This is a genomic window from Streptomyces tailanensis (assembly GCF_008386495.1).
Lineage (GTDB): Bacteria > Actinomycetota > Actinomycetes > Streptomycetales > Streptomycetaceae > Streptomyces > Streptomyces tailanensis.
Genome location: NZ_VTHJ01000051.1, coordinates 60,031 through 71,855 on the forward strand (window position 1 = coordinate 60,031; position 11,825 = coordinate 71,855).

The 11,825-nt window shown below is 66.2% G+C and carries 11 protein-coding genes; 7 read left to right on the top strand and 4 right to left on the bottom strand.

The window, feature by feature from the left end; genetic code table 11:
* Positions 1-329 precede the first annotated feature (329 nt).
* The 5 genes from F3T56_RS33115 to F3T56_RS33135 all read left to right on the top strand — a co-directional run bounded on the left by F3T56_RS33115 (position 330) and on the right by F3T56_RS33135 (position 4,640).
* Positions 330-1,079, top strand: a complete 750-nt coding sequence (locus F3T56_RS33115) for a pentapeptide repeat-containing protein (protein WP_425473691.1) — start codon at positions 330-332, stop codon at positions 1,077-1,079.
* Between the two features lie 117 nt (positions 1,080-1,196).
* A complete protein-coding gene (locus tag F3T56_RS33120; protein WP_149829038.1) occupies positions 1,197-1,643 on the top strand; it encodes a hypothetical protein in 447 nt (148 codons plus the stop codon).
* 64 nt (positions 1,644-1,707) lie between these two features.
* Positions 1,708-2,547 (top strand): transposase family protein, encoded by an 840-nt coding sequence (locus F3T56_RS33125; RefSeq protein WP_149829039.1) that lies wholly within the window; start codon positions 1,708-1,710, stop codon positions 2,545-2,547.
* Positions 2,548-2,965: 418 nt separating this feature from the next.
* Positions 2,966-3,559: a hypothetical protein gene (locus F3T56_RS33130; protein ID WP_342787015.1), complete on the top strand. Its 594-nt coding sequence runs from the start codon at positions 2,966-2,968 to the stop codon at positions 3,557-3,559.
* A 265-nt stretch (positions 3,560-3,824) separates the two neighbouring features.
* Positions 3,825-4,640: a sulfite exporter TauE/SafE family protein gene (locus F3T56_RS33135; RefSeq protein WP_149829041.1), complete on the top strand. Its 816-nt coding sequence runs from the start codon at positions 3,825-3,827 to the stop codon at positions 4,638-4,640.
* Positions 4,641-5,892: 1,252 nt separating this feature from the next.
* On the opposite strand, the gene F3T56_RS33145 is transcribed toward F3T56_RS33135, so the two are convergent.
* The 3 genes from F3T56_RS33145 to F3T56_RS33155 all read right to left on the bottom strand — a co-directional run bounded on the left by F3T56_RS33145 (position 5,893) and on the right by F3T56_RS33155 (position 9,082).
* The gene (locus F3T56_RS33145; RefSeq protein ID WP_149829043.1) at positions 5,893-6,669 is read right to left on the bottom strand and encodes a hypothetical protein; all 777 of its coding nucleotides are present in this window, start codon (positions 6,667-6,669) and stop codon (positions 5,893-5,895) included.
* A 224-nt stretch (positions 6,670-6,893) separates the two neighbouring features.
* Entirely contained in the window at positions 6,894-8,435 is a 1,542-nt protein-coding gene (locus F3T56_RS33150; protein WP_149829044.1) for a tyrosine-type recombinase/integrase, read from the bottom strand.
* A complete protein-coding gene (locus tag F3T56_RS33155) occupies positions 8,432-9,082 on the bottom strand; it encodes a helix-turn-helix domain-containing protein (RefSeq protein WP_149829045.1) in 651 nt (216 codons plus the stop codon). Before F3T56_RS33155 ends, F3T56_RS33150 begins: the two co-directional genes overlap by 4 nt.
* A 90-nt stretch (positions 9,083-9,172) precedes the next feature.
* Here F3T56_RS33155 and F3T56_RS33160 point away from each other — a divergent pair, with 90 nt between their 5' ends.
* Complete coding sequence (locus tag F3T56_RS33160) at positions 9,173-9,436, top strand: integrase (protein ID WP_425473681.1); 264 nt, start codon at positions 9,173-9,175, stop codon at positions 9,434-9,436.
* A 73-nt stretch (positions 9,437-9,509) separates the two neighbouring features.
* Here F3T56_RS33160 and F3T56_RS33165 read toward each other — a convergent pair whose 3' ends face one another.
* Positions 9,510-10,403: an IS982 family transposase gene (locus F3T56_RS33165; RefSeq protein ID WP_149829046.1), complete on the bottom strand. Its 894-nt coding sequence runs from the start codon at positions 10,401-10,403 to the stop codon at positions 9,510-9,512.
* 343 nt (positions 10,404-10,746) lie between these two features.
* On the opposite strand from F3T56_RS33165, the gene F3T56_RS33170 reads away from it, so the two are divergent.
* Positions 10,747-11,814, top strand: coding sequence for a serine/threonine-protein kinase (locus F3T56_RS33170; RefSeq protein ID WP_149829047.1), 1,068 nt, complete (start codon positions 10,747-10,749; stop codon positions 11,812-11,814).
* Positions 11,815-11,825 lie beyond the last annotated feature (11 nt).

The window sequence follows — 11,825 nt, forward strand, 5'->3', positions numbered from 1 at the left end:
CACCGATGTCGGCAACCTGTCAAACCCACTTCCACGTCCCTCCGATCATGACCGTCAGAACTTCCGATGCATCCACCTCGGGAAGCCCCGCATGGCCGACGTGTGGGCAGGGGGCAACCTCCGATCACGTGGCGGGCTGCCTCGGTCAACAGGTCGAGCCGTACACCGAGTGTCTAGCCCACCTGAGCGATGACGACCGGTCCACATACCTAGCCGACCTGCAGCCCGGCGCGGACATCAGCCACTGCGGCACGCGATTCAGCAAGCAACTACTGGATGAGCTGCTCTCTGCGCTCACGGACCCTGCTACCAGGCGGCCCCACTTGGGCATGGCCTGGTTCAATCAGGCAGAGTTCGAAGAGGGTGCTGCGTTTCGGGAGGCAGAATTCAGCGGTGATGCCGCCTTCTATGACGCCAGATTCAACGGCGAGGTGGTGTTCGCGGACTCAAATTTCGCGGCTGGCGCCTTCTTCACTGGTGCTGTGTTCGGCGGCATCGCGTTCTTCACCAGGGCCGTTTTCAACGGAGACGCCGGGTTCGTCAATGCCAAGTTCGACAGCGACGTCCACATCGGCGCAACATTTTGCGGCCGGGCGTGGTTCGACGGGGTCCAGGTCAACGGCGATGCCCTGTTCATCGTGGCGGTCTTCGAGCGAGCTGCCTCATTCACACCGTTCGTGTGCCGGGGAACGCTAGATCTCACGATGGCCACGTTCACGGCCAGCCTGACTATTGAGGCCGCCTCATCCGCTGTTCGTTGCCACAGGACGCACTGGGCCTCGACTGCCTCGCTGCGCCTGCGTTATGCGACTGTCGATCTGAGTGACGCTGTCTTGGAGTCTCCCGTCAGCATTGCCGCCAGCGCCCGACCATTCCTACCGCCGCGAGGGAACAAAGGAATACCCGAACCAGCACTGAGCGGTGTGCATCGTAAAGCCGCAGGTCACGGGTCTGGTGTGAATGGCGAGTTGGATACTCGTGCCNTGAGCGGTGTGCATCGTAAAGCCGCAGGTCACGGGTCTGGTGTGAATGGCGAGTTGGATACTCGTGCCGGTCGGCGGCCGATGACCATGGCGTAGATCATCGGGCGGGTCTGGCTCCGGTGGGATGCCGGGTTCGGCTGCGCCCACGACCGGCTCCCGCCTACGATCCGTCAGCAGGTCGGCACGCCGTGAGAACGCGGGAGGGCGCGGGTGATGCAGGAGCGGCAGTGGATCACCGCCCGCCGGAGCGAACTGGACGCCCTCGCCGAGGAGTTGGCCAAGCAACTCCAGGAGGTCCAGGCCGAGCGGGACGAGCTGGCGATCGCGGAGCGGGTGTTGAACCGCCTGGCCGAGCAGGCCCGGGCCGACGCCGGGGCTGTCGCTCCGCCATCGGCGAAGGTGGCCGGGCGGGCAGTCCTGCTCATCCCGCACCGCAGCGACGCGGCGGACGAGGGCGCGCTGCCCGGCGACTACCGCAAGATCCTGGCGATCGTGCGGGAGGCCGACGGCCCGGTGCAGGTCAGGGCGGTCGGCGAGGAGCTGGGCCTTGAGGTGACGGTGCGCGGGAAGCTGGAACCGTTGCGGGCGAAGATGACCAAGCTCGCCGACCGCGGCTGGCTGCACAAGCGTCCCGACGGCAGGTTCACCGCACGCTCGTAGGCGTAGGGAAGGAGGGCGCCGACGGAGCGTAACCGGCGGGCCCCCGGCGGCAGTTGAGTTTGGTGTGAAGAAAAACAACCATCCCGTCGAGGGCCCTGACGGCCTTGTCTACACTGCCCGCCTGCCGCTGTCGAGTGCCACCCTGAACTGGCTCGCCGACCTGATACGCGGCCACCTGAAGAAGATCGGGTCACGGTGGCGGACTCTGCCCGCGGGGAAGATCGCCACCATCGTGCTCGCGGTACTGCGCTGTGACCAGCGGCCGGGCGACCTGGCCGGCGGCAACGGGATACACCGCACCACCGTGACCCGGTGGGTCAGGGAAGTCGTCGGCCTGTTGGCTGCCCGCGCCCCACGCCTGGACCGCGCCCTCAAAAAGATCGCCCGCAAGGGTGGCGGGGTGGTGCTGCTGGACGGCACGCTGATCCGCACCCGGCGGCGCACCGGCAAAGACAACCGGAAGAACTACTCCGGCAAGAGCAAATGCCATGGCCTGCTCGTAATCGCGCTCACCGACGACCGCGGCCAGCTGCTGTGGGTCTCGGCGGCCCGGCCCGGACGGACCTCGGAGATCACCGCTTGCCGACACGACCAGCTCACCGCCAAGCTGCGGGCAGCCGGCCTCGGAGCCATCGCCGACCTGGGCTTCGTCGGCCTCGACGACGGCGGCCCCAACGCCGGCCCGACGGTGATCACCGGCTACAAGGCCGCCCGGAACCGGCCCCTGACGCGAGGCCAGAAGCTGTCCAACACGGCACTGGCGGCCGTCCGAGCACCCGTCGAGCACGGCTTCGCCCACCTCAAGAACTGGCGCGTCCTCGGCAAGGTACGTACTGACCCCGCCTGGGCGACCGCCCTGGTCCGGGCCTTGCTCGTCCTCACGAACCGCGAAGTCGCCCGATGACCGACGATCTTCACCAAAGTCTCCTGGCAGCGACCAGCATGAGCATCCCGATGCCCACGCACACCAGCCCCGTGACCAGCGACTTCACGATGCACAGTGCTCANAGCATGAGCATCCCGATGCCCACGCACACCAGCCCCGTGACCAGCGACTTCACGATGCACAGTGCTCACTGGGCGATCCTCGCGTGCGGGTCGTATCGCTGCGTGGCGTAGACGCGGCCCACCTGGTGCTTGCCGACGTAGATCTCACCGACTGCCGGTTCGCTGGGACCATCCATCTTGACCAATTGCGGTTGGAGGGTCTCTACCTCCTGGCGTCAACCCCCTCTGGCATGCGTTGGCGCGGAGTGCGCCCAGCCCGGTGGACGCCGCGCAGGGCACTTGCCGAAGAGCACCACTGGCGTGCCAGTCGCTCCGTGGGCGCAGAGGGATGGACGCCCGCGCCGGACGGGGAAGAGGCACTGAAACCGGCCGCGCTAGCGCCGCTGTACAGGCAACTGCGCAAAACCTTCGAGGACGCCAAGCACGAGCCCGGCGCCGCCGATTTCTACTACGGTGAAATGGAGATGCGCCGCCATGCCCACGACATCCCCTGGGGCGAGCGGGCCCTGCTTGCCGCGTACTGGGCGCTCTCCGGCTACGGGCTGCGTGCCTCCCGAGCTGTGGGGTGGCTTGGGCTGGCCATGGCTTCCACCGTTGTCGCGATGATGCTGTGGGGCCTACCCGAAAACAACCCGAAACCGCAGAGCACCGGCACCTTCACCGGCCGCAGCATCACACTGACCACCGACATACGCGACCCTGTCAATCCCAATGGGCCATGGCGGGATCGGCTGACGGCCGAACGGTTCGAGAAGTCCCTGCGGGTGGTCATCAACTCGGTGGTATTCCGTTCCTCCGGACAGGAGCTGACCACCGCCGGTACCTACACCGAGATGGCCGCACGCATTGGTGAGCCAGTTCTTCTCGGCCTCGCGGTCCTTGCGATCCGAAGCCGCGTCAAACGGTAGTCCCTGCCGATCCCACCGATGTTGGATCGGCACCTCCAAGCGCCAAAGCGGCCAACTGGCGCACTCAATGGCCAACCGAGGCGCTCACTCACAACAGTTGTGCCTGAGTGCTCCAGTTGGCCACGCTGAGCGTCGCAGTTGGCCAAGGTAGCTCACCAGGTGCTTCAGAGGACCGGACGAATCTTGGGGCAGCGCCCGGTGCCTTTCCCTAAAGGCGGGCCCGTGCCGTAGCGGACAGGACCCGCGACCGGCGAGGATGCCCGCCATGACCACCGACCAGAACCTCGCCCCGCTTCGGTCGACGCACTCGGCACCCGTGGTGTTCGGTGCGGGAGCGGCCATCGGTGTTCTGGGCGGGATGATCGGGCTGGGCGGCGCGGAGTTCCGACTGCCGTTGCTGATCAGCCTGTTCGGGTTCGCCGCGCTCTCCGCGGTCATCCTGAACAAGGCGATGAGCCTGGTGGTGGTCCTGGTCGCGCTGCCCGCCCGCCTGGCAGCGGTGTCGGTCTCCGAAGTGGCCGCGCACTGGCCTGTTGCAGTCAACCTGCTAGCCGGGAGCCTGGCGGGTGCCTGGGCCGGAGCATCCTGGGCGGTGCGGATGCGCGGCTCCACTCTCTACAAGGTGCTCGCAGGGTTGATGGTGCTCATGGCCGTGGCCCTGCTGGTCACGCACACCACCGCCCTGGGAACACTCACGCTGCCACTGTGGGCGGAGGTGCCCAGCGGGGTCGTGGCTGGGTTCGGCATCGGGGTGGTCGCGGCGATCATGGGCGTGGCGGGGGGCGAGCTGTTGATCCCGACGATCGTGCTGCTGTTCGGCGTGGACATCAAGACGGCGGGAAGCCTGTCGCTGCTGGTGTCACTACCGACCATGCTGGTGGCCTTCGCCCGTTACAGCCGTGACGGCAGCTTCGCGGTGCTGCGTGCCAACCGCCGCTTCACCCTGGTGATGGCCGCAGGTTCGATCGCTGGCGCGATGCTGGGCGGGCTGCTCCTCGGTGTGTTCCCGGACCTGGTGCTCATCCCCGTGCTGGCCGTGATCCTGCTCGTCTCCTCGGCCAAGCTCGCGCGTCACGACTGACTCCGCCGGGCCGACTCGACCCCAGTGGCCAACTGCGACGCTCAGAGTGGCCAGCTGGAGTCCTCAGTCACAACAGTCACCTCGCTGACCTGGGGACTTGGCGCTAGCAAAAGTTAGCGTTACAGTCCTGCCAGCAGTACACGTGTGTCCAGAATCGGGTCGAGTTCAGCCTCTCGTACCGGCGCACTCTCAAAGTCATCGCGGGGGACTGCTGTTGGCGCCATGTCAGGTGCCCAGTGATTGAGAAGGACTCCTGACTCGTGCCGCTGCCGTTGTCAGTCAGCGGCGGGTCGCCTTATCTGCAGTCGAGTGGGAAGGTCCTGGCGGTGGTGGACGCGTCCCCCCACACCCGCGCGGACCACGCGGGATGGCGGGTGGGTCTTGCCGCTACTACCCGGCTCCAGTCGCCAGCTTCAGCATCGTGTCCTCAGCGCATCACAAGCTGTGATAGGGCATACTCGGTGGCACGTCCGGCGTGCCCAGACGGCAAGCAGGGCCGGCATCCAGCACAAGGAAAGCGGTGTAGGTAGAGGCTAAATGAATCGACTCAAGGGTCTTCTAGGCATTCGTTTTATTTACGAAATGTAATACCGACCCCTGCCCAAAAAGTCGATCCAGACCTCCCTCGCCAGGTCAGCGGCCTAAGTCCTCTGAGGACTTCCTCACTTCCTGGGCGCTTAATCAAGATTCTCTGAAAGGCCACCGGGCCGCCCTTTGGCGGCACCGGCTTTCGGCGTGCCCGCACGCCCCGGCGCTCCTGCGCCGCCTCCCACCCGCTCGCCGTCGGCCAAGGCCCGGCTTGTCAGGCACGAGGCGGCGGGGCCGCTGTGTGCCAGAAGGGCACACCTCGTGAACCCTCCCCCTCACATCTCCTCGGCAAGCATCCTGGCGGGGGTACCTGCGGCTCTCGCGGGCCTGGGTGGCGCCCCGTGGTGGGCCGTCGGAGTCATTCTCCTCTTGGCGTACCTGGTTGTTCCCATGACCGCAATGGTCTTGGACCACGTACGGCAGCGGAAAGGAGATGCGGTCGACGAGAAATTCACGGCGACTCTGGAAGAGATAACCGATCCTGAAAGAAGAATCCAAGCAATCATCAATTACCGGCAGGCCACCGGGGCGGCATCGCTACCCCCGCCACCACCCGAGCCCCCACCAGGATCACTGCCGCCCGAAGCATCCCCCGGCAGCACCGAGGGGACTTCCTGATAGGCGTCAAGCGAGACTTTCGCCCGAGACAGGAGGCAGTGTCGTCCTACGGCGTGCTGCGGGCTTCGTACCGCCGAGCGGCGTGTTCTAGGAACTTCAGGCATGCCTTGGCCAGAGTTTCAAGCTGTGCGTCGTCGACCACGAAGCCGATCAGGTAGCCGTCGGCTGTGCGGGTGGCGCTGCGGGGTTCGGAAGCGCGAAGGCTGGGCCAGATGCGGCCGTGGGCGAAGCCGGAGGCTACCCGCCACGATGCCCGGGTTCGCTCAGGATTGAGCCCGGCAGTCGAGGCCGCAGCGAAGATGATGTCTCCAGCGCTCGGCCTGGGCAGCTTGGGGAGACCCAGGCTGTCAGCGAGCTGCTTGATCTCCTCATGACGCTGCCAGCCGGTTTTCTCCTTGGGGCCCGTGACGACGTGCTTCACGTCAGCCTCATGCTGGGCGCGGTTCCGAAAGTCTTCGGCCCGCAAGGTGAGCGCGCGGTGTTGGCGCTCGGCTCGGTCCTTACCGTCCAGCAGCCACACAGCCGTGGCGAAGTTCTCCTGGGCACCACGCAGCAGGGTCCACGGGCTGTACGGATCGATCTGCTTCGCGACGACCACCAGCTTGGTCATGGCCTCGACATGCATCAGACCGGCCGCGAAGGAGGAACGGACGAACTTGGCGGCGCCCCACGGCCTCAACGGTCGGTCGTCCGCTGCCAGGCTGCTGCGAGCCGCGGGCTCGGGCAACAGCACGGAATGGACCTCGGCCCGATACGCTGCCGCCGCATTGAAGAGCGGGGCCAGGTAGGAGATATCCTCTGCCCCCTTCTCAGACCTCGTCATAGTCCGAGAGGCTACGACGCGCCTGAGGTGCTGTGCCTGTCATTATCAGCTGGGGAGGCATCCCGTCGGCTCAAGGCCGTCGTCAGGGAGCTGTCGGCTCGGGCATCGTTCCGGGACGCATCCTGGCGTGACCTTACGCTGGTGAAACATCAACCACGACTACCAAGCGAGGCGGGCCTCCGGTCAGATACCCGCTGACCGGAGGCCCGTAAAGAGGTTGCAGGCTAGGCCGTACGCTCGTCGGAGGTGCCCTTGCTACGTCGGCGTCGTGCGCGGGGGACCAACTTGACGACCGCCTCTGCAGCGGCGCGTGCGAGGTCGTCGAGGACGGCCTGGTAGATGTCCCGCGTTATCCGTGTATCGCTGTGACCGAGCGTGTCGGATACGACCTTGATGTCGATCCCGGCCGCCAGCATGAGAGTTGCTGCGCCGTGACGGAGATCGTGCAGTCGGACGGGTGGCAGGCCGGCGGCCGTGACCAGCCGCTCGAAGAGATCGCTCACCTTGCCAGGGTGGAGCCAGGAACCGTCTTCTTGAGTGAAGATCCGCCCGGTCAGTTTCCAGGCGGTTCCCCACTCACGCCGCTCCTTGTCCTGCTGACGTTTGTGGTCGCGCAGATACTCGACAGACTCGCCGTCCAGCGCGATGAGCCGGATGCCGCTATCGGTTTTCGGGGCGCCCTCGATGATCTCCCAGCCGTCCTGGACGAGTTGGGTGGCGACGGCGAGTGATTCGCCTGCGAAATCGAGGTCCATCCACCGCAGGCCGCAGGCTTCACCGCGCCGCAGTCCCCGGAACGCGATCAGATGCCACAGGCCGTACAGCCGGTCCTCGGCGATGAAGTCCAGGAAGCGCCCGGTCTGCTCCGGTGTCCAGACCATCACAGGAGACGGCTTCTCGCCGGTGGCTTCCCAGTGGGCCACCCGCTCGTCGGTCCACACAAGAGCCTTGGGTTTCGCCCCGGGCTCCAACTCGACATGCTCCGCCGGGTTGAAGTTGGACATGACCTGCTGAGCGATCGCGACGTTCAGCGCCGCGCGCAAGGTGGCCTTGATGTGCTGCTGAGTGCTGGCGCCAGTAACGCGTCGGAACGGCGGCATGGCGTCGATCGACTCCTGCACCGCCTTACGGCGGGCTCGGTTCTCCGCACCCTTCCACGGGATCGTCTTGAGCAGATCGAGCGCGGCTCGCCGCTGGGCATTCTGCTCAACGATCTCGATGTTGGCCTCGTTGATCGCGTCGAACATCTTGTCCAGATGATGAACACGCAGCTTGTCGAGACGGACGTCGCCCAGGTGTGGCTTCAGATGAACGCGGATGTCGCACTCGTAGCGCTTGAGGCCGGTGACGCGCAGCCGCTTGCGTCCGGAGAGCCAGAGGTCGAGCCATTCACCGACGGTCATCTTGGAGTTGAGGCTCTGGCCGGTCGCGAATCGGCGGCGAGTCTCGTCGTAGTCGGGAAGTGGCTCCTTGTTCCTCGCGCAGGCTTCCAGGAGGTCACTGATGGCCATCTGGCCGATCGGATCATCCTCATCGGGCAGCGCCAGCAGCGCGCGGGCTTTGTTCAGCTCCTCCGTGGCCTTGGTGGCGCTCTCCAGCCCGTACCGACGGAACCGGCGGCGGGTGCCGTCCTGCCGGGGGAGCAGCTCCTGCACAACGACCCACGTACCGTGGCGTTTGTTGGAGAATTTCGGGCATGACTTCCCGTAGTTCTTGCCCGTCTGCGGGTCGCGGCACGAGCAGCGCCGGGTGATTGTTCCGTTCACTCAGTGTCCTTGGAACTGGCTTTGGACTGGTCCACGAAGGCGAGATCGGCGGGCAGCTCGGGGGGAACGAGCCCGCGCTCGCGCATCGAGTCGCGGAACGCTCCGAGTGCTCTGCAGTCGTCGAAGGCGAACTGCTCGTAACCGGTGGCGGCGTCCAGCAGCTCGGTCCGGCGAGCAGGGTCGAGTGTGGTGTTGGCCATCCGGCGTCGTTCTTTGGCCAGGGACGTTGAGGCCCGAGCGGCGGCCACAGCGTCGCCGTGAGCGCGGAAGAGGTCCAGCAGCTCGCGCGGACTGCCTTTGGGAGCGGCCTCTGTGGAGGCAGTCTCGCCGGTGAACCATGCGAGGCCGTTCCAGGTCGAGACCGGCTGACCCGGGAGCACATCCACCGTGGGCGCGGTATCGAGGGGAAAGAGCAAGGTGATCGGCGGCACTCCAAGGACGTCGGCCAAGACGAGGAACTCGGCGAGGTCGACAGAGCTGCGGCGTCCGGTCTCCAGGTTGGTGATCGTCGTCTTTGGTACGGGGAGGCCGCGGGCCGTGCAGGCGTCTGCCGTTTCCGCCACGGTGAGGCCGGCAGCCTTGCGGTGGCGGCGGATCTGCTCCGCCACGCGGGTGGTGAGCTGGGCACCCCAGCCGTATGTTGTCATGATTGCAACTTACAGCATAGAAAAATGCTGCTGCAACATCCGTGGTACACATTCCGCTGTCGGAGGACCCCTGCAGGATCGGAGTGCGTCGTGGTGACATCTGAGAGCGCCCGTGGAGTGCAGGGCTTGACGCGAGCAGAGCTGCTGGCGCTGCCCGTAGCGGTCGACCTCGACACTGCCAACCGGGCCCTGTCCATAGGGCGCAGTACCGGATATGCCCTGGCCAAACGTGGTCAGTACCCGTGCCGAGTCCTCCGTCTGGGCAACACCTACCGTGTGGTGACCGCGGAACTGCATCAACTCCTCGGCGTAGACCCGGCTGAGGTGACCGAACGCAGTGACCTCTACGCATAGTCGCCGAGCCGTGAGGGCGGTCGAGGCCATGATCAGTCGGCCCTGCTGACCTAGACGAGTCATTTCGATGTGATCAGTGGTCATAGGCGATGAGGGAGCGTGTGACCGGCTGGCCGGTCTTGTGGTTGTGCCAGATCGCGGCGGCCATCGCGAGGACGCGCTGGGCGACGCGGACTGCGACGCCTTCGAAGCTCCGGCCGCCGTGCTGTTCCAGGTCGAGCTGGCCTTTGAGGGTGTCGTTGACCGACTCGATCAGCTGTCGCACCGACTTCAGAAGGCTCTCGCCCTTGCGTTTCTTCTCGCGCTTGAACGACGGCCGCAGCAGCTCGGCGCCCCTCAAGGCCAGGTCGGCCTCGAACTCCTTGGAGGCGAAGCCCTTGTCGGAGATCACCAGCAGCCCCGGCCGGTTCGTGACCGTCTCGGGTTCGCGGTCGAGCATCGCGGTCAGTACCTCGCGCTCGTCCATCTTCGGGTTCGCCAGAGCCCACAGGATCGGCATCCCGGTCGGGGTGCACACCAGGAACAGGCGCAGGCCCCAGAAGAACCGGCTGTGGCTGGCGCAGTACCCGTATCCGGCCCAGCCGGCCATGTCCGACCGCTTCACCGTCGGCCGCGAGCGGCCGCACTCCACCGGCGTGGAGTCGACGATCCAGTGGTTGTCGAACCAGAAGTCCGTGTCGACGGCGAGCAGCCGTATTGCCTTCTTGACCAGTGGCAACGCGGCCCTCAGCCGCTTGTTCCAGCCCGGCTGCCTGGGCACGTACGGGAACATCCCGCCCAAGCGGGAGTCCACGAACCGCAGCCACCGCGACTCTGAAGTGAAGCCCAGCAGCGCCTGCGCGACAGCGAGGCAGACAAGCTCGGAATCCGTCAGCTGCGGCGGTCGGCCCAGCCACCGGGTGCCCCCGATCTCGTCGTCGATCTTCACGTACAGTGCGGTCAGCAGGGCGTCCAGGTTGTTCGTCACACAACGATCTTGGACGCCCTGTCTGCGTTCCCGGACACACCGTCAGCATTCGGAATGACTCGTCTAGACGCTGGCGCCCTGGTTGAGTGGGCAGGCCCGGTGATCAGTAGCGTGGCGGGGTCTCTGAGGGGGGCCGCCGGGTCGATGTGGATCTTCTTGACTGCGTCGCTCAGAGGTTCGACGCGATACCGCGCGTGATCTCTGCCGAGGGGCCCTCGGCAGAGTTCCCGACGGGGCACGAACACCAGCCCGCCCCGCTGATAACCTCACCTTTGTTGACGTGGGTACTTCGCGTCCCGTGCGTCTCGTCTCAGCACGCTCGGACGCGGAACGGGGGGCGAGGGTGTTCGAGCCGCTGAAGGACAGTGACCCCCATGAGATCGCTGGCTTCCGCTTGGCGGGGCGGCTCGGTCAGGGGGCCATGGGCGTCGTCTACCTCGGCTACCGCAGTCCCCGGCCGGTGGCAATCAAGGTCGTGAAGCCGGCGTTGGCCGACGATCCATACTTTCGCCAACGCTTCGCTCAGGAGCTGGAAGCGATCCAGCGTGTAGGGGGATTTCACACCGCCGCGCTTGTGGCTGCTGATCCGGGTGCCGAGCGGCCGTGGATCGCGACCGAGTACATCCATGCGCCGTCACTCGATGCGCTGCTGAATCAGCACGGGCCGGTGAGTGAGCTCGGCGCATGGTGGCTGGCCGCGAGCCTGTCCGAGGCCCTCATCCACATTCACTCTGTCCGGCTGCTGCACCGTGATCTCAAACCGAGCAATGTGCTGGTCACCACGCAGGGCACGCGTGTGATCGATTTCGGGGTCAGCCATGTCGGCGGCGCGACTGGCCTCACTTCCGGCGACTCGCCACTCGGCACGCTTGCGTACATGGCTCCGGAGCAGGCCATGGACTCGCGGAAGGCGAGCGAGGCTGCGGACGTGTTCAGCCTGGCCGCGACTCTGGTGCATGCGGCGACGGGGCACCCTCCCTTTTATGCTCACCTGCCGGCTCAGCGGACACTGCAGAATGTCCAACCGGACCTTTCGGGCTTACCCGAGAGTCTGCGGGATCTCGTTGTCAGTGGCCTGGCCTACTCTCCTGAAGACCGGCCCACGGCCCACACCGTGCTGGAGGCGGCCATGGACCGGCTCCTGGAGCAGGCAGTACCGGTGAATGGGGGCATGTATCCGCCGCTGCCCGACGCGTTCCTCACGGATGTGCTGCAGGTGGCTAATGGGGCGCCTCCCGCGCCGCCGCCACCGGTGGTGGAGCAGGTTCCCGAGGCGGTTGTGGAGGAGCCGGAAGCTCCGGTGCTGCCCCCAGAGCCGGCTGTTGCAGGGGCGTCCAGCGGTGGGGGCGAGCCGTGGGCTGACCGCTGGCGCGGGAAGATCCGCGACCGCCGGTCCGACTTCGGTGGGTGACGCCGTCGACC

Excerpts from the sequence above, each read along its gene's own strand:
- F3T56_RS33120 (WP_149829038.1), top strand. The coding sequence starts at position 1,197 with ATGCAGGAGCGGCAGTGGATCACCGCCCGCCGGAGCGAACTGGACGCC.
- F3T56_RS33135 (WP_149829041.1), top strand. The coding sequence starts at position 3,825 with ATGACCACCGACCAGAACCTCGCCCCGCTTCGGTCGACGCACTCGGCA.
- F3T56_RS33145 (WP_149829043.1), bottom strand. The coding sequence starts at position 6,669 with ATGACGAGGTCTGAGAAGGGGGCAGAGGATATCTCCTACCTGGCCCCG.
- F3T56_RS33155 (WP_149829045.1), bottom strand. The coding sequence starts at position 9,082 with ATGACAACATACGGCTGGGGTGCCCAGCTCACCACCCGCGTGGCGGAG.